The 17,498-nt window shown below is 36.4% G+C and carries 13 protein-coding genes; 11 read left to right on the top strand and 2 right to left on the bottom strand.

Translation table 11 applies throughout. The annotated features are described in order from the left end of the window. Window positions 1-11 precede the first annotated feature (11 nt). The 5 genes from NYE52_RS21715 to NYE52_RS21695 are packed head-to-tail and all read left to right on the top strand — an operon-like array spanning window position 12 to window position 8,096. Window positions 12-842: a carbohydrate ABC transporter permease gene (locus tag NYE52_RS21715; protein WP_341194983.1), complete on the top strand. Its 831-nt coding sequence runs from the start codon at window positions 12-14 to the stop codon at window positions 840-842. 11 nt (window positions 843-853) lie between these two features. Beyond that, complete coding sequence (locus NYE52_RS21710; protein ID WP_341194982.1) at window positions 854-3,013, top strand: glycoside hydrolase family 3 N-terminal domain-containing protein; 2,160 nt, start codon at window positions 854-856, stop codon at window positions 3,011-3,013. 10 nt (window positions 3,014-3,023) lie between these two features. Further along, window positions 3,024-6,338 carry a GH36-type glycosyl hydrolase domain-containing protein gene (locus NYE52_RS21705; RefSeq protein ID WP_341194981.1) on the top strand — a complete coding sequence of 1,105 codons (3,315 nt, stop codon included), beginning with the start codon at window positions 3,024-3,026 and terminating at the stop codon, window positions 6,336-6,338. A gap of 18 nt (window positions 6,339-6,356) precedes the next feature. Beyond that, window positions 6,357-7,328, top strand: coding sequence for a LacI family DNA-binding transcriptional regulator (locus NYE52_RS21700; RefSeq protein WP_341194980.1), 972 nt, complete (start codon window positions 6,357-6,359; stop codon window positions 7,326-7,328). Window positions 7,329-7,337: 9 nt separating this feature from the next. Beyond that, window positions 7,338-8,096 (top strand): alpha/beta hydrolase, encoded by a 759-nt coding sequence (locus NYE52_RS21695; RefSeq protein WP_341194979.1) that lies wholly within the window; start codon window positions 7,338-7,340, stop codon window positions 8,094-8,096. Between the two features lie 75 nt (window positions 8,097-8,171). Here NYE52_RS21695 and NYE52_RS21690 read toward each other — a convergent pair whose 3' ends face one another. Further along, window positions 8,172-8,810, bottom strand: a complete 639-nt coding sequence (locus tag NYE52_RS21690) for a copper homeostasis protein CutC (protein ID WP_341194978.1) — start codon at window positions 8,808-8,810, stop codon at window positions 8,172-8,174. Window positions 8,811-9,149: 339 nt separating this feature from the next. On the opposite strand from NYE52_RS21690, the gene NYE52_RS21685 reads away from it, so the two are divergent. Then, window positions 9,150-10,427, top strand: coding sequence for a histidine--tRNA ligase (locus tag NYE52_RS21685; RefSeq protein WP_341194977.1), 1,278 nt, complete (start codon window positions 9,150-9,152; stop codon window positions 10,425-10,427). 896 nt (window positions 10,428-11,323) lie between these two features. Further along, window positions 11,324-11,881 carry a tyrosine-type recombinase/integrase gene (locus NYE52_RS21680; protein WP_341194976.1) on the top strand — a complete coding sequence of 186 codons (558 nt, stop codon included), beginning with the start codon at window positions 11,324-11,326 and terminating at the stop codon, window positions 11,879-11,881. A 37-nt stretch (window positions 11,882-11,918) separates the two neighbouring features. On the opposite strand, the gene NYE52_RS21675 is transcribed toward NYE52_RS21680, so the two are convergent. Further along, on the bottom strand, window positions 11,919-12,611 hold the full coding sequence (locus NYE52_RS21675) for a universal stress protein (protein ID WP_341194975.1): 693 nt from the start codon (window positions 12,609-12,611) through the stop codon (window positions 11,919-11,921). Window positions 12,612-12,838: 227 nt separating this feature from the next. Between NYE52_RS21675 and NYE52_RS21670 the strand changes: the two genes are divergently transcribed. From NYE52_RS21670 to NYE52_RS21655, 4 genes are read left to right on the top strand one after another with little or no spacing between them, the layout of a single operon-like run. Next, window positions 12,839-15,256: a Na+/H+ antiporter subunit A gene (locus NYE52_RS21670; RefSeq protein WP_341194974.1), complete on the top strand. Its 2,418-nt coding sequence runs from the start codon at window positions 12,839-12,841 to the stop codon at window positions 15,254-15,256. Further along, window positions 15,240-15,665 (top strand): Na(+)/H(+) antiporter subunit B, encoded by a 426-nt coding sequence (locus tag NYE52_RS21665; RefSeq protein ID WP_341194973.1) that lies wholly within the window; start codon window positions 15,240-15,242, stop codon window positions 15,663-15,665. The genes NYE52_RS21670 and NYE52_RS21665 overlap by 17 nt, the downstream gene beginning before the upstream one ends. Next, on the top strand, window positions 15,665-16,003 hold the full coding sequence (locus tag NYE52_RS21660) for a Na(+)/H(+) antiporter subunit C (protein ID WP_047940925.1): 339 nt from the start codon (window positions 15,665-15,667) through the stop codon (window positions 16,001-16,003). The genes NYE52_RS21665 and NYE52_RS21660 overlap by 1 nt, the downstream gene beginning before the upstream one ends. Continuing rightward, complete coding sequence (locus NYE52_RS21655) at window positions 15,996-17,480, top strand: Na+/H+ antiporter subunit D (protein ID WP_341194972.1); 1,485 nt, start codon at window positions 15,996-15,998, stop codon at window positions 17,478-17,480. Before NYE52_RS21660 ends, NYE52_RS21655 begins: the two co-directional genes overlap by 8 nt. Window positions 17,481-17,498: the final 18 nt, after the last annotated feature.

The following is a 17,498-nucleotide window of genomic DNA, read 5'->3' as shown; positions in this document are numbered from 1 at the left end:
AGGAAAAAGCTATGAATACATCTCAAAAACAAACGAGAACTTCAAAGTGGATTGTTGGAATTATTCTTACTGTTGGCGGATTTTTTATGGTCCTTCCATTTTTATGGATGATCCTATCTTCGTTAAAAACAGATGCGGAAATCATGCAGTTTCCTCCAACAATTTGGCCACAGGAGTTTACATTAGATAATTTTAAAGAACTGTTTTTGGCGTTTAACTTTGCAGTGTATTTAAAAAACACGTTAATTATCGTTCTATGCTCATTTGGTGGATTAATTTTAAACGCCATGGCAGGATATGGCTTTGCAAAATATAACTTCAAAGGAAAGAATATTCTCTTTTATTTAGTGCTTGCAACGATGATGATACCTGGACAAGTTACGATGATACCAGTTTATTTGATCTTAAATGCAATGGGCTTAACGAATACGATGGCAGGAATTGTTCTTCCAGGATTAGTTGGAGCCTTTGCAATCTTCTTATTCCGTCAATTTATGTCAACTATATCGAATGAATTATTAGAAGCAGCTCGGTTAGATGGTGCTAGTGAATGGAAAATATTTTGGAAGATAATAATGCCCGTTTCACGTCCGGTTATTGCAGTGCAAGGAATATTGACTTTTATTGGTGCATGGAACTCCTTCTTATGGCCGTTAATTATGGCGAACGATGAGAAATATTACACTTTATCCGTTGGTTTACAACTTTTAAAAGGACAATACGCAAGTAACTATGCCTTACAAATGGCAGGTTCAACTTTTATGATTATTCCAATCATTATTGTATTCATGATTTTCCAAAAATACATCCTGCAAGGATTTAATGTATCAGGATTAAAGTAAGGAGCATGTAAATGAGAAAAGAAGAGTTAGTTACATTAGTGGACGAAATGACAGTGGAAGAAAAAATAGATCAGCTACTACAACTTTCAGCCGATTTTTACACAAAAAATAGTGAAGAAATGACTGGGCCATTAACAGATTTAGGGTTAACAGAAGAAAACATTAAACAGGCTGGATCTACATTAGGATTATCAGGGGCCGAGGAAGCGATTCGTGTCCAAAAAGAATACATGAATAATCACCGTTTAGGTATTCCAACGTTAATGATGGCGGATATTATTCATGGCTTCCGAACGATTTTCCCTATTCCTTTAGGATTAGGTAGCTCATGGAATGTGGAAGCTGCAGAAAAAATGGCGCAAATTTCTGGATTAGAAGCAAGTGTATCAGGTTTGCATGTTACTTTTTCGCCAATGGTTGATTTAGTACGTGACCCAAGATGGGGAAGAGTAATGGAATCAACGGGAGAAGATGCTCATTTAAATGCTGAATTTGCTAAAGCACTTGTACGTGGCTACCAAGGTGAAGATTTGAAACAGGATACAGATCGACTAGCAGCTTGTGTTAAACACTTTGCAGCATATGGTGCTCCTGCGGGTGGGAGAGATTACAATACGGTAGATATGTCTGAGCGGCAATTAAGGGAGAATTATTTACCGGGCTATAAAGCGGCGCTTGAAGCGGGAGCGAAATTAGTAATGACCTCCTTTAATACAGTAGATGGAATTCCAGCAACGGGCAACGAATGGCTTTTTAGAAAGGTGCTAAGAGAACAGTTTGGCTTTGATGGAGTAGTTATTTCTGATTGGGGAGCGGTAAAAGAACTAATTGCTCATGGTGTAGCTGGAGATGAAAAAAAGGCTGCAGAGCTTGCTATAAAGGCAGGGGTCGATATCGAAATGATGACCACTTGTTACGCTCATTATTTAAAAGAGTTAATAGTTGAGGGAACAGTAGAAGAAAAACTGTTAAATGAAGCTGTTCTAAGAATTTTAGAATTGAAAAATGATTTAGGCTTATTTGAAAATCCCCATCGTGGAGCGGATATAGAGCGCGAGAAAGAAGTAATTCTATCAGAAGCGCATAGAAAAGCTGCAAGAGAAATTGCTGCAAAATCGATTGTATTACTAGAAAACAATGGTGTTTTACCATTATCGACGAATCAAAAAGTGGCAGTTGTGGGACCAGGATCAGACTCACAGGATATTTTGGGGGCATGGTCATGGCAAGGAAAAATGGATGAAGCTATTTCCTTATTAGAGGGCATGCAAGAGAAATCTGCTCATATTATTCCTGCTGAAGTGCCATGTGACTACTTTGAATTATCAGAAGATATGATTTCTAGTACATTAAAGGCTGCAGAACATGCAGAAGTTGTAGTGCTAGCTTTAGGTGAACAAGAATGGATGAGTGGAGAAGCTGCTAGTCGAAGTGATATTCGTTTGCCAAAAGAGCAGATACGCTTATTCCAACTATTAAAGGATACTGGAAAACCAATTATCGTTACATTGTACAATGGCCGTCCATTAGATATTAGTGAATTAGATGGAGCAGCTGCCATTGTAGAAGCATGGTTTCCTGGCACAGAAGGTGGAAATGCACTAAGTGACATTTTATATGGAGATGTAAATCCAAGTGGGCGTTTGAGCATGAGTTTTCCGGAAAATGTTGGGCAAGTACCGATTTACTACAATGTAGATAATACGGGTCGTCCATATGAAGAAAGTCCAGAGGAAAAATACGTTTCCAAGTACTTAGATGTCTCTAATTATGCACGTTATCCATTTGGTTACGGATTAAGTTATAGTGAGGTTTTTTATCATAATTTACAGTTGGATAAAGAGACTATATCAGAAGAAGAAACCATAACTGTTACAGTGGAAGTGGAGAATAGAGGAGAATATCCTGTCACAGAAACAGTCCAGCTTTATATTCGAGATCTAGTCGGTGAAGTGGTTCGTCCGGTTAAGGAATTAAAAGACTTCAAGCAAGTTCAATTAGCAAGTGGAGAAAAGCAAGTAGTAACATTTACTATTTCTGAGGAACAGCTTCGGTATACACATAGAAATATGACATTCTCTACTGATGCTGGCGATTTTGAAGTGATGGTCGGACCAAACAGCATAGAACTTCAATCGAAAAGTTTTGAATTAAAAAAGATAAGAGGATAGGAATGAAGACATGAATACTCAAACAATGACTTTGAATAGGAATGATACAACTTTTACTTTTCTTCCAAGTGGAGATATATATGAAATCCGTCATAAGGACATAATGGTTAACCAACTTATCGGAAATCTATTAGATGGTAGCGCCAATCAAATTTATTTACGTGTGTTTAAAGAAGGGGAAATTCTGTCTACTCCATTACTTGGTGTCCAATCAGATAGCCAACTATCAGTAGGGGAACATGGATTAATTTGGACCGGCAGTTTTGAAGGAGTATCCTATGAAGTTAAGTTTTTGTTAACTTCACATGATGTATGGTTTTGGGAAGTTACTTTACAAGGGAATCAAACAGTTGATTTATTATATGGGCAAGATGTTGGAATTGCTGGAAAAGGAGCAGTTCAATCAAATGAGGCCTATGTGTCTCAATATATTGATCATCAAATCGATACACAGAACGGATATACAATCTCTTCAAGACAAAATCAGCCACAAGGGAAGAAGTTTCCTTATCTTCAGCAAGGTTGTTTACAAAAAACAATCGGATTTAGTACAGATGGGTATCAATTTTTTGGCAAGTCTTACAAAGAAACTAATATTCCAGAGGCGTTACAAAAGGAAACCTTACCAACGGAGGTATATCAATATGAAATGGCGTATGTTTCCTTACAAACAGAGAAACTAAAAGTACAAGAAAAACAATCAATCATTTTTTATGGTTCTGTCTTAGATGATCATCCAACAGCTATAGAAAAACCATATTTCACTAATCAACAAATAGAAGCTATTTGGGCAGAAGTAGACAAATCAGAACCGGTTGCAAATTCAGTGGATAAAATCGTTAATGTTGCTAATCAAGTTGTACAAACAGAAGTATTGACAGCTGAAGAAGTAGAAGATTTATTTGGTGATAAAGTAGAAGAAGAGATAGTAGATCAAAAGCTTTTGTCCTTTTTCACGAATAAAAAGCATCATGTTGTGTTGAAGGAAAAGGAACTTCAAATGGAAAGACCACACGGACATATTCTATTAAGTGGGACTGATTTGGTAGTAGAAAAACCGATAATGGCAACAACTGTCTATATGTACGGTATTTTTAACTCGCAAATTGTTCTTGGGAACACATCGATGAACAAAATGATGAGTAATAATAGAAATTCCCTTAATATAATGAAGAAATCTGGTCAGCGTATTTATATGAAAGTAAAGGATCAATGGCAGTTATTGGCGATGCCATCTGCTTTTGAAATGGGCTTTAATGTTGCTAAATGGTATTACAAGCTTGCAGATGACTTAATTGTCGTGACAAACTATACTTCCGTGGAAGACCACGAGATTAAACTCATCGTTGAGAGTAAAAGAGGAAAAAAATATGATTTTATCATTAGCAATCATATTTTAATGAATGATGGGGAAGATTCAGTTCCATTTAAATGGAGTGAATTAAATCAAGTCATCACGTTTAATGGCACATCTAATTCTACTGTTGGTCAAGGATATCCAGAATTAACGTATCATGTACATGTAGAACAACCTTTTACGTTAAAAGATGAAAGGGTCTTTGTTTCTTCTAAGGAGTCATCTAACTTTCCGCTAGTCATGTTAGAAGTAAATCAAGAGCATACAGTAAACCTTACTATTCAAGGGAATTTGAATAAAGAAAACTATCAACATCATCTAAAGAGCGAGGTTCAAGAGACGGAAAGCTATGAACGTTATCTGGATGAATTGATAAATGGTTTTCAAATGAAGCATGAAAATCCACAGATCCAAGAAGAAATAGAAAGAATGAACCTGCTTAGTAGATGGTATTCTCATAATATGCTAGTTCATTATTTATCTCCACACGGATTAGAACAGTATGGCGGTGCGGCATGGGGAACAAGAGATGTATCCCAAGGGCCGGTTGAATATTTCTTTGCTGTTAATCGTCCGGAGATTGTTCGTGAAATTTTGAAAAAGGTATATGCAAACCAATTCGAAAATGATGGAAATTGGCCACAGTGGTTTATGTTTGATCGCTTTGAAAAGATTAAGGCAGATGAAAGTCATGGTGATGTAATTGTATGGCCATTAAAGGTTATAGGAGATTATTTATCATTCACCGGGGATACCAGTATATTGGAGGAACTTATTCCATTTACGGACCGAACTACTTTTGGGAAGACAAAGGATTTATACCCATTATTGGATCATATAAAGAAACAAATTCATTATATTGAAACGAATTTTCTGCCGAATACTTTTTTATCATGCTACGGGGATGGAGATTGGGACGATACATTGCAGCCGTATGATAGCAGATTGAAAAAAAACATGGCTAGTAGCTGGACTGTTGCTCTTACTTACCAGACATTACGTAATTTAGCAAATGTGTTAGAAGGATATGATGAGCAGTATGCAGAATATCTTTTTGATTTAGTGAAAAATATCAAGGATGATTTTAATCGATTTATATTAAGCACAGATACGATTCCTGGATTTGTCTATATGGAAGACTCTAATAATGTGGAATTAATGATACATCCAGAAGATGAAAAAACAAATATTCAATACCGATTACTGCCTATGACGAGAAGTATGATTGCAGAACTAATCACACCTGAGATTGCGGAGCATCATTATCAAATTATTAAAGAAAATTTATATTTTCCAGATGGTGTGCGTTTAATGAATCGTCCTGCATTCTATAAAGGTGGGGTAAGCACAAACTTTAAACGTGCAGAACAGGCTGCTAATTTTGGAAGAGAAATCGGATTACAGTATGTACATGCTCATATCCGCTTTACAGAGGCAATGGCGAAGTTAGGAAAGGCCGAAGAAACATGGAAAGGATTAAATACAATTAATCCAATTGGCATCAAAAATCGCGTGGGAAATGCTGCTATTCGTCAGAGTAATGTGTATTTCAGCAGTTCTGATGGCGATTTCAAAACAAGGTATGAAGCACAGGCTAATTTTGATAAACTTAAAAATGGCGATGTTCCTGTAAAAGGGGGATGGCGTATTTACTCCAGCGGACCAGGAATCTATATAAATCAGTTGATAAGCAATGTATTAGGAATACGTCAAACGGCGAATACATTTATTATTGATCCGGTTTTACCTGAGAGATTAAATGGATTAATCGTAGAGTTTAAATTATTAGATAAGCCTGTGAAAATTAAGTATCATTTAGGACAGGAAGAGAAACAGGTAATTTTCAATGGAAATGTAGTAGAAAGTAAGTTTGAAGCTAATCTTTATCGAATCGGTGGAATATGCTTAGATAAAGAAGTAATCAAGCAGCACTTACAAGAAGAAAATATATTAGAAATATACTGCTAGTAGGAAGGAGTGAAGGCAATGGTAGGGATTAAAGATATAGCTAAGGCAGCTGGAGTTTCTATTTCTACCGTATCCTATGCACTAAATGGCAGTCCCAAGGTAACGGAAGCCACTCGTGCAAGAATAACTGCTATTGCAAATGAACTCAATTATATTCCTAATATGGCAGCGAGAACATTGAAAAAGCAGGAAACGAAAATTATAGCAGTCTATCTGGCTGATTATGGTGGAAGCTTTTATGGAGAGTTACTAGAAGGGATTAAAAAAGGTCTTGCCCATTACAATTACGACATGATTGTTTGTAGTGGGCAAAAGTCTCATCTTTTTCTTCCTGAGAGAATGGTAGATGGTGGGATTATATTAGATTGGACCTTTAGCACGGAAGAAATTATTCAATTTGCTAATAGAGGTCATTCTCTAGTCGTGCTGGATCGGGAAATTAGTTGCCCCAATGTGAGAAAAGTGCTCTTAGATAACAAAGGCGGAGCGACATTAGCGATGGAAAAGATCATTTCCAGTAATCCTGAAAAGGTTTATTTAGTAACTGGACCTGAGGAAGCATTTGATAGCTGCCAAAGGTTGGAAGCGAGTGAACGTGAATTAGCTCGCTATGGAGTAAAGTATGAGGTTATCCCATCTGCATTTACAGAGGAATCAGGATATGCAGCGGCAGAAATTATTCATTCGAAGATGACAGGTCCACCTGTTACTATTTTTTCATTTAATGATGAAATGGCTGTGGGGATTTATAAATATTTTAGAAATACAGATAGAGAAATAGGTACAGATATTTCCCTTATTGGATTTGATAATATAGAAATCGGCTCCTTTTTAAATCCGTCATTAGCAACGATATCTTATTCTAAGCATCGTTGGGGAATGGTTGCAGCTGAAAAGGTAGTTCAGCTGATCAATAATGAAGAAGTAGAGGATGAATCAATTATCACAACTTTTATAGAAGGAAAATCTTTTATCTCTAATAAAAAGTAGGTGTATAAAATGGCTATTTCCAAAGTGAATTTTCGTTCTGATGTTTTAGGAAAAGTAACTTCTATGAATATATATCTTCCAGATAAAGAAAATAGTACCCCTATTCCAGTTATCTATCTGTTGCATGGTTGGTCTGATAATGATGAAGCGTGGTTGACAGCCACATCACTTGAAAGATATGCGTCAGACTATGAATTTGCAATCGTGATGCCACAAGTAGACTTAAGCTATTACACAGATATGGTTCACGGGAATCGCTATTGGACGTTTTTATCAGAAGAACTACCAGCGTTAGTTAGAAAATGGTTTCGCATTTCGGATCAGAAAGAAGCAAGTTTTGTGGCTGGCCTATCAATGGGAGGGTATGGTGCAACAAAATTGGCTCTAACTTATCCGAATCGGTTTAATAGCTTTGCTTCCTTATCCGGGGCAATGGACGTTGTAGAACTGTGGAAAAGGGATAGAAATAGAGATAAAGAGTTTGCTAATATTTTTGGTTCCATTAATGAATTGAAAGGAAGTAAGAATGATTTATTTCACTTATTACAGAACTTTGATAATAACAATGAGATAGCTATGCTCCAAATCTGTGGTACAGAAGATTTTCTTTATCAAGATAATCTAAAGTTTAGAGAGAAAGCGAAAGAAAAAATAGAAGATTTTCATTATATTGAAATGCCAGGTGATCATAATTGGGCATTTTGGGATCAAACCATTCAGAATGTATTAAAATGGTTTGATGAGAATTATAATAAAGAGAATAATTAGAGGAAGGGACTGTCCAATTAGGGATAGTCCCTTTACGTGTTTTCAAGATGTAAGAGTGTGCTGTTTAATAACGGTTTATAAATCCCCAACAATCCTCGTTCCATGTGCTTCCTTTATTCCTAATTTGGGGGATAGGAAAGGAAAGTTTGCTTTGGTAATTCCCCCACCAGGAACAATGATAATTTTTCCTGAGGCATATTCGATATAACTCTTTAGAGTAGAAATATTGTCTTCTATTCTAGTTGAAAGGGGGCCGCCATGTGTTAAAATCCTGCTCACTCGATGGGTAACGAGCCAGTCGATTGCTTGGTGCTTTAGCTCAGGTGCAATATGATCAAAGGCCATATGAAAGGTAATTTCCATACCAGAAGCAGCAGTCAAACACTTTTCCATTGCCCCTTCATCAATCCAGTTATCTTTATTCAAACAACCTATAACGACGCCGTTAACGCCCAGCTGTTTAAAAAGATGAATATCTTGGCACATAATATCCACTTCATTTTCGTTATAAATAAAGTTCCCGCCTCTTGGACGAACGATGGCCATCACCTTTGTATTGGTTTTTCGACAATAGGAAATGGTCTTTGCAGCAACACCATAACTGACAGTTGTTCCTCCTACCGATAGATTATCGCAGAGCTCAATTCGATCGGCTCCCTTTTGAATAGCACTAGGGACGAGCGTAAAGTTTTCTACGCAGACTTCTTTTATCATTTTTAATCACCTACTACAAATAAGTTTAATTTAACCTAGTGTACCATAATCATAGATGACTGACTGTGAGAGGTGGTAAAAAGAAAAATATTACAATTAGTTATTGTTTTCCAATTTCGAATATGTTAAAGTATTTGGAAAATAAGAGGTGATTGAAATGGTTAAACGTACGCACAGCATCAACCTTTCACAATTACATCATCATAAAAGGTAGTCTTGCTATTTCGATAAAAAATCGTACATAGGAAGACTATTTCTCATGAAACCGCATTTGATTAAGTTTTACTACTTAAATCAAGGGCGGTTTTTTATTTTATTTTAAACAGGAGGAAAGAAAAAATGAAGAAGATGAATTATCAAAATGTAAAAGGAACGCTGGATTATTTGCCGCGAGAGGAAGAAATTAGAAGAAATATTCGTAGAACAATTGAAGACGTATTTATTCAGTATGGCTGTAAACCGATTGAGACACCTATCTTAAATTATCAAAAATTGCTTGCTTCTAAATATGCAGGTGGAGCAGAAATTTTAGAAGAAATGTATACACTTTCTGATCGGGGCAAAAGGGAACTGGCATTGCGCTATGATTTAACGATTCCCTTTGCGAAGGTTGTGGCGATGAACCCAACGTTAAAAATGCCCTTTAAACGCTACGAAATTGGCAAAGTTTTTCGAGATGGTCCGATTAAAACTGGTAGATATCGAGAGTTTACACAGTGCGATGTGGATATTGTAGGCGTTCCATCGCAAATGGCAGAAGCAGAGCTGATGATGATGGCTTTGGATATTTTTGCGAAATTAAAGATGGGAGTAAAGATTCAATACAATAATCGGAAATTATTAGTTGGATTCCTTCGTCAGTTGAATATCACGGAGCAAATGATTAATCGCGTGATTTTGATATTAGATAAAATCGAAAAAATTAGTAAAGATAAAATAAAGGAAGAACTAAGAGATGCTGGATTAGAACAAACAGTAATAGAGGTTATTGATACTTTTTTACAAAAGGATTTAACTGGCATAATAGAGTACTATCAACAGCTGGCAGAAAATGAAGATTCCATCAAACAAGGGCTGGAAGAATATTACGAATTACAATCCTATATAAAGAGACTAGGACTGGAGCAATATTGCGTGTTTAACCCATTTCTTGCAAGAGATCTTGAAATTTATACAGGAACAATCTACGAAATTTTCTTAACTGATAAGAAAATAAAGTCGAGCATAGGTAGTGGAGGCAGATATGACAATGCGATAGGCGGCTTAATCGGTTCCCAGCAAACATATGCAACGGTTGGCATTTCTTTTGGATTGGATGTTATATTATCTGCTCTTTTGTTAGAAAAAATTGAGATAGAAGATGCAAAGCTGGATTACTATATTATTCCGATTGGTAGACCGTTGGAAGCTTTTTTAGTTGCGAAAACACTTCGTGACAAAGGATTTAAAGTAGAGCTCGAGTTAGGAAAGAAAAAACTGGCGAAAGCTCTAGAAAAAGCAAATAAAGAAGGCGCTAAAAAGGTGGTTATACTAGGAGACGATGAAGTGGCGGGGAATACGTATAAAGTGAGAGATATGGAAACGGGAGCAGAATGGATGGAGAAGCATAATTATTAATTGTTAGAAACGGCAGTAGATGGGAGACATTTACTGCTTTTATTTATGTGAGAGTTGATTCACAGGATTCGATAAGTAAAAGGAAAAATAAAATAGTATCAAAGCCTATTTTATAGAAAGGGAAGGAAAAAAGGTAACAGAGAGCCTGTATCTGAGCCCGATTGGATGGAAAAGCGAGTGCCAAGGTAACAGAGAGCTCGTGTCTAAGCCTGATTGGATGGAAAAAAGAGCTTGAAGGTAACAGAGAGCTCGTGTCTAAGCCTGATTGGATGGAAAAAAGAGCTTGAAGGTAACAGAGAGCTCGTATCTAAACCCGATTGGATGGAAAAAAGAGCTTGAAGGTAACAGAGAGCCTGTATCTGAGCCCGATTGGATGGAAAAGCGAGTGCCAAGGTAACAGAGAGCTCGTGTCTAAGCCCGATTGGATGAAAAAAAGAGCTTGAAGGTAACAGAGAGCTCGTGTCTAAGCCCGATTGGATGAAAAAAAGAGCTTGAAGGTAACAGAGAGCCTGTGTCTGAGCCCGACTGGATGAAAAAAAGAGCTTGAAGGTAACAGAGAGCCTGTATCTGAGACCGATTGGATGAAAAAGCGAGTGCCAAGGTAACAGAGAGCCTGTGTCTGAGCCCGACTGGATGAAAAAAGAGAACGAAGGTAACAGAGAGCTCGTGCCTAAACCCGATTAGATGAAAAAGCGAGTGCTAAGGTAACAGAGAACCCGTACCGCCTTTCCTACAGCAGCTAAAATCATTTTCCCAAGAAACGTCTTCAATAGACTATTTCCAAAACAAAAGAAGCATACTACAAAAGTATAAAATATTAGATAACAATTATTCGTTGTAATGTTACTTAAATGATGATAACATAAAGTTATGTAACATTATTAGGAGGCAAACCGATGGAATATGTCGATCCTATAAAAGAAATCGAAAGTATTAATGCGATTAAAGACGTATTGCGTAAACAATCACAAAGAGATTTGCTGCTTTTTGTGTTAGGTATTAATACGGGGATAAGAGTAAGTGATTTACTCGCATTGAAGGTTCGGGATGTAAAAGATGAATCTGGAATTAAAGAGTTTTTGTATCTTCATGATGCTGATGAAGTAAAGGCATATTATTTAAACGGTAAAGTGCATACGGAGTTAGAGAAATATATGGAGGAACGTGAATTCGAAGAGGATGAGTATCTTTTTAAGTCACAGAAAAATAATCAACCTATTACCCGGCAGCAAGCATATCGGATTATTAATAAGGCGGCAAAGCTAGTCGGAATTCCTGGGAAAATTGGCACGCATACGTTGAGGAAAACATTTGGCTATCATGCGTATCGAAAAGGGATTGCGATTTCCTTACTGATGAATGTATATAGTCATACTTCCCGGTCTGAAACGTTAAAATATATTGGTATTAAAAAGCAAGAAAAGCGACTAGTTAAAGTGGATGTCAATCTTTAAAAAAAACTCCACCAAATTAGGTGGAGATTAGGCAAACTTATAAATAGTCATCATCATTACTAGCGTTTGTATCGATATCAACATTTGTTAATTCGTTAACAATATCCTCATGTACCTGCACTTGCAATGTTTCTTTATCTTTCATAAATTTAAAAACGCCATTATTAAAGTCTGTACCGTGTTCTTTAAAGAAAATGCCTTCATACACTACATGTTTTGAATGGTTGAAGATGATACGGTATCCTTTTTCTTCTTTTACTAGATATGCACGTACACCTTTTTCATATTGGCCTTCTGGGTTTTTCAAAAAGCGTGCAACAGAAATAATATGAAGATCAACAAAAGGGATTTCACGTAATAAGGAATTAATAATAGAGCCTTTAGCAATCTGTTCCCAACGACTTTGTGCTGTTTGACCGAGAACAATTTGTGTGATTTTCTTTTCTCTAGCTACTTCTGCAATTACTTTAGAGATTGGCCTCGATTCCTTATCTTTAATGATAAAAGCATCGGCGCTGTGACGTTCAGCTAATTCTTTCCATCTAGCAATATAATTTGATTTCTCTGCATCCAGCTCATCAAATGGTTTCGGATCTACCGTTAAGATATAGAGTGGACAATCAAGCATATTCGCTATTTTACAGCCTCTTTGTATAAGACGTTCACCGTTAGGCCCGTAATAAACGCAGACAAGAATACTTTCATCCATGCGTTCTTTTCCATTTACCATAATTTTTTTCACCTCAATAGATGTGAATGATTTACACCACTAATAATAAACTATGTATGACTATAACGTATGGTACTTTATGAGTCAATGCATTTCTGAAATTATCCAAATGACAAATATTATCCGTTTCTTTTACTAATAGTAAGGTTAGACATAGTTTCCATTATTAATACATTTTAGAAAGCAAATAGCCCAAAATATAAACACGATTAAAGGAGGGATAATAAATGACTTGGTTACATTTTATGATATTTTTACCATTTGTGTTTGCACTAATCGTACCTTTCATCTATAAAAGGCTAACACCTCGAATTCATACAGGATGGTTTGTCTTAATTGTTCCATTAACCATTTTCATTTTCCTGTTAATGTACATCCCAAAAATAGCGAAGGGGGCAGTGCTTACTTCTACAGTCAAGTGGATACCTGCTTACGACATTAATTTTACAACTTACTTAGATGGACTAAGTTTAGTATTTGGATTATTGATTGCGGGGATAGGAACGTTAGTCATTTTGTACTCTATCTTCTATTTATCAAAGCAACGGGAAGCATTGCATAACTTCTATGTATATTTATTGTTATTCATGGGAGCTATGCTTGGATTAGTGGTGTCAGATAATTATTTTGTTTTATATGTTTTTTGGGAAATTACTAGTGTATCCTCTTTTTTACTAATTGCTTATTGGTATGAAAGGGATCGTTCAAGATATGGCGCGCAAAAAGCGATGCTAATTACTGTTTTTGGTGGATTAGCCATGTTAGCTGGCTTGATTATGATGTCTATTATGGCAGATACGACAAGTATTAGAGAGACATTATCGAACATCCAACTTATCCAGAGTCATAAATTATTCATACCAGCTATGGTTCTTATTTTACTTGGAGCGTTTACGAAGTCGGCTCAATTCCCGTTTAGTATTTGGCTTCCTGATGCCATGGAAGCACCGACGCCAATTAGTGCTTATTTACACTCAGCGACGATGGTGAAAGCTGGCATTTATTTAGTTGCTCGTTTAACACCGATTTTCGGTGGGACAATAGAGTGGTTTTGGCTAGTTGGAGGAATTGGTATTTTCACTTTGTTATATGGCTCGTTTAATGCCGTGAAACAGACGGATTTAAAAGCTTTATTAGCATATTCCACCATAAGTCAATTAGGATTAATTATGAGCTTACTGGGGCTTGGCTCTGCTGCATTGCATAAGGATTTAGGAGTAGATGAGTCAGCATTATATGCAACGGCAATTTTTGCAGCGATTTTTCACTTAGTAAACCATTCCACCTTTAAAGGTTCATTGTTTATGGTAGTTGGAATTATTGACCATGAAACTGGCACTCGAGATCTTCGTAGGCTAGGTGGGTTAATTCATTTAATGCCAGTTTCTTTTACACTTACTGTAATTGGTGGTTTTTCGATGGCTGGTCTACCGCCATTCAATGGTTTCTTAAGTAAAGAAATGTTCTTTACGGCTGTAGTGAATGCGTCGCATATGGAAATATTCAATCTTCAGCATATCGGCATCTTCCTTCCAATTATTGCTTGGGTTGCAAGTGTCTTTACGTTTATTTATTGTATGATCTTAGTTTTCAAAACATTTAGAGGAAAAAAGAAAGTACCAAAATTAGATAAAGAGGTGCATGAAGCGCCAATTGGATTATTAATCTCTCCGATTATCTTAGGTACACTAGTTGTTCTTTTCTTCTTTATACCAAACGTGGTATCAAAATATTTATTAAAGCCAGCGTTTGCTTCAGTATTACCGTCTCTTGCACATACGGTGGAATCAAAAAAAATAAGTGCCTTCCATGGGTTCAATACAGAACTTTGGATGACCATTGGGGTTGTGGCATTAGGAACTATCTTATATCTGCTACTAAGAAAATGGTATAAGCTTTATCGTTTCTATCCACAGGCTATAACATTAAGCAATTTATATAATCTTACTTTGGAATATACCGAAAAACTGGCTAAATCGATAACCAATTTTTATATGACGGGATTCCTTCGTGATTATTTAGTTTATATATTCGGATTCATCATTGTGATAATCGGGGGTTCCCTCGTGCTTTTTAATGGGTTTACTTTCGATATGACTCACGACTCACCAATTAGTATTTTTGATATTGGAATAGTTATTGCAATGATTATAAGTTCTGTTACTGTTCTTTTCTCGAAGTCAAGAATTACATCGATTGTAGCAGTAGGAGCGCTTGGTTTTCTTGTTTCCTTTTTCTTTGTTCTCTTTAGAGCTCCAGATTTGGCGTTGACTCAATTAGTAGTAGAAACGGTAACCACTGTTTTATTCCTATTGTGTTTCTATCATTTGCCGCAATTGAAGAAGGAAATTAGCAGGATTCGTTTTAAAGCGGTCAATGCCATTATCTCTATAGGAGTAGGAGTAGTTGTTACCATGGTAGCTCTTTCTGCTAATGGTACCCATCTATTTGCGTCCATTTCAAGCTACTATGAAGATTCTTATAAGCTGGCAGGAGCTAAAAATATTGTAAATGCTATTTTAGTTGATTTCAGAGGAATCGATACAATGTTAGAGATTCTGGTGTTAACCGTTGCTGGTTTAGGCGTATACACATTAATAAAGGTAAGGCTAGTGGGAGGGGATAAAGATGAAGAAACCAAATGATATTATCATTCGAAGTGTCACAAAGGTTGCTGTCGTTATTATCCTTACCTTTGCGATAAATCTTTTTGTCTCTGGACATCATTTTCCAGGTGGAGGATTTATTGGCGGTCTTACGTTTGCTGCTGCCATTATTTTGCTATTTCTTACTTTTGATATTGAAACTGTTCGAAAAAATATTCCTGTCGATTTTAAAGTGTTAGCAGGGGTAGGTGTGCTAATTGCCGTTTTAACAGGCGTTGGTGGAATGGCATTTGGTGAATCGTTTTTGACCCAAGCTTTCGGATACTTTGAATTGCCTATTTTCGGAAAAACGGAATTAGCAACGGCTGTCATTTTTGATATTGGAGTTGCTCTAGCCGTTATCGGTACAGCGATAACCATTATTATGACGATTGGGGATGATCGCTAATGGAGACATTAATGTCTATTCTAGTGGGAGTATTATTTTCCATCGGAATTTATCTTATATTAACAAAAACATTATTACGAATTATTTTAGGAACGTCTATTCTTGGTCACGGTGTAAACTTGCTTATTATTACAATGGGAGGATTGAATAAAGGTGGTCCTCCGCTTTTAGGAATAACCGATCATACTTTTGCTGATTCCTTACCGCAAGCATTGCTGCTTACAGCTATTGTCATAAACTTTGCAACGACTGCTTTGTTTTTAGTACTAAGCTATCGAGCATATAAAGTGCTTGGCACCGATGATACAGATCTATTGAGGGGTAATGAGGATGAATAATATTGTAATATTGCCGATCATCCTTCCTATCGTTTTTGCGATGATCATGGTGATTTTTAGAGACAAAGTTACGCTTCATCGAATATTAAGTCTAGTAGCAATTATTTCTGTTTTTATAGTGACGATTATTTTAATTTGTCAAATTAAAGCAGAAGGTATTCAGTCCATTCAGTTAGGGGGATGGGAGGCACCGTTTGGCGTAAGTATGGTTGCAGATATGTTTGCAGCGATTCTTGTTTTCGTTACTAGCATAGTTGGATTTTGTTGTTTATTATACGCATTTCATTCAATTGGTGAGCAAAGAGAAAAATATTACTTTTATCCGCTGTTTTTGGTTTTAATAACAGGGGTAAACGGATCCTTTTTAACGGGTGATATTTTTAATCTATTTGTTTGTTTTGAAGTAATGCTTGTGGCATCCTATGTATTAATTTCATTAGGAGGAACAAGGGGACAGCTAAGAGAGTCGATTAAATATATTTTGATTAATATTATCTCGTCTTTTCTATTTCTAGTGGCAATTGCTTATTTATATGCAATTACAGGAACGTTAAACTTTGCGCATTTGTCTGTCCGAATTGCCGAAGTTGGGCAAGATGGATTAATGACGACAGTAGCTATTTTATTTTTAGTCGTATTTAGTTTAAAGGCTGGGTTGTTTTTATTTTTCTGGCTTCCTGGTTCCTATAGTGCTCCACCGACAGCTATTTCCGCTATTTTTGCTGCGCTGTTAACAAAGGTTGGAATGTATGCGATTATTCGAGTATTTACATTGATTTTTTATCATGAAGTACGAATTACACATTTATTAATCGGTATCCTTGCTGCAATCACGATGACGCTTGGAGCAATCGGAGCGGTTGCCTATAGAGATATTCATAAGGTAATGACCTACAATGTGGTTATTGGTGTCGGCTTTATTTTAGCAGGTGTCGCTACTTACACAACAGCGGGGATGACTGGTTCTATCTATTATCTCATTCATGATATGGTGATCAAAGCACTTATTTTCTTATTAGGAGGAACCATTATCCATCTAACAGGAACAAGTAAATTAGATGATATGAATGGATTGATTCGTTTGCATCCTCAATTAGGCTGGATGTTCTTTATTGCAGCATTATCTTTATCCGGGATACCTCCTTTAAGTGGCTTTCTCGGAAAAATATTTATAACAGAAGGGACGTTTACTGCAGGCTATTATTGGCTAGGTGCATTCGGACTGATTAGTAGTTTATTTGTTCTTTACTCTATTATGAAAGTATTTATGTCCGTATTTTGGGGATATACCGATTTAACTCTAGAACAAGAAAAAGGGACAACAAAGGGATTAATGCTGCCAATTGCTCTGCTTACTTCCTTGACGATTGCTTTAGGAATCGGTACAGAAGGAATTCATGAATATGTAGATATGGCAGTCGAAGGGTTAATGAATCCTTCTTATTATATAGAAGCAGTTTTAGGGAATGGAAAATAAAAGGAGTAATTTAATAGA

The organism is Niallia sp. FSL W8-0635, assembly GCF_038007965.1.
Taxonomy (GTDB): Bacteria; Bacillota; Bacilli; order Bacillales; family Cytobacillaceae; genus Niallia.
This window is presented reverse-complemented; position numbering and strand designations above follow the sequence as displayed.

What these genes read in the sequence shown, in the direction of transcription:
- NYE52_RS21690 (WP_341194978.1), bottom strand. Translation starts at nt 8,810, where the DNA reads ATGATAAAAGAAGTCTGCGTAGAAAACTTTACGCTCGTCCCTAGTGCT.
- NYE52_RS21680 (WP_341194976.1), top strand. Translation starts at nt 11,324, where the DNA reads ATGGAATATGTCGATCCTATAAAAGAAATCGAAAGTATTAATGCGATT.
- NYE52_RS21675 (WP_341194975.1), bottom strand. Translation starts at nt 12,611, where the DNA reads ATGGTAAATGGAAAAGAACGCATGGATGAAAGTATTCTTGTCTGCGTT.
- NYE52_RS21700 (WP_341194980.1), top strand. Translation starts at nt 6,357, where the DNA reads ATGGTAGGGATTAAAGATATAGCTAAGGCAGCTGGAGTTTCTATTTCT.
- NYE52_RS21705 (WP_341194981.1), top strand. Translation starts at nt 3,024, where the DNA reads ATGAATACTCAAACAATGACTTTGAATAGGAATGATACAACTTTTACT.
- NYE52_RS21715 (WP_341194983.1), top strand. Translation starts at nt 12, where the DNA reads ATGAATACATCTCAAAAACAAACGAGAACTTCAAAGTGGATTGTTGGA.
- NYE52_RS21660 (WP_047940925.1), top strand. Translation starts at nt 15,665, where the DNA reads ATGGAGACATTAATGTCTATTCTAGTGGGAGTATTATTTTCCATCGGA.
- NYE52_RS21665 (WP_341194973.1), top strand. Translation starts at nt 15,240, where the DNA reads ATGAAGAAACCAAATGATATTATCATTCGAAGTGTCACAAAGGTTGCT.
- NYE52_RS21685 (WP_341194977.1), top strand. Translation starts at nt 9,150, where the DNA reads ATGAAGAAGATGAATTATCAAAATGTAAAAGGAACGCTGGATTATTTG.
- NYE52_RS21655 (WP_341194972.1), top strand. Translation starts at nt 15,996, where the DNA reads ATGAATAATATTGTAATATTGCCGATCATCCTTCCTATCGTTTTTGCG.
- NYE52_RS21695 (WP_341194979.1), top strand. Translation starts at nt 7,338, where the DNA reads ATGGCTATTTCCAAAGTGAATTTTCGTTCTGATGTTTTAGGAAAAGTA.
- NYE52_RS21710 (WP_341194982.1), top strand. Translation starts at nt 854, where the DNA reads ATGAGAAAAGAAGAGTTAGTTACATTAGTGGACGAAATGACAGTGGAA.
- NYE52_RS21670 (WP_341194974.1), top strand. Translation starts at nt 12,839, where the DNA reads ATGACTTGGTTACATTTTATGATATTTTTACCATTTGTGTTTGCACTA.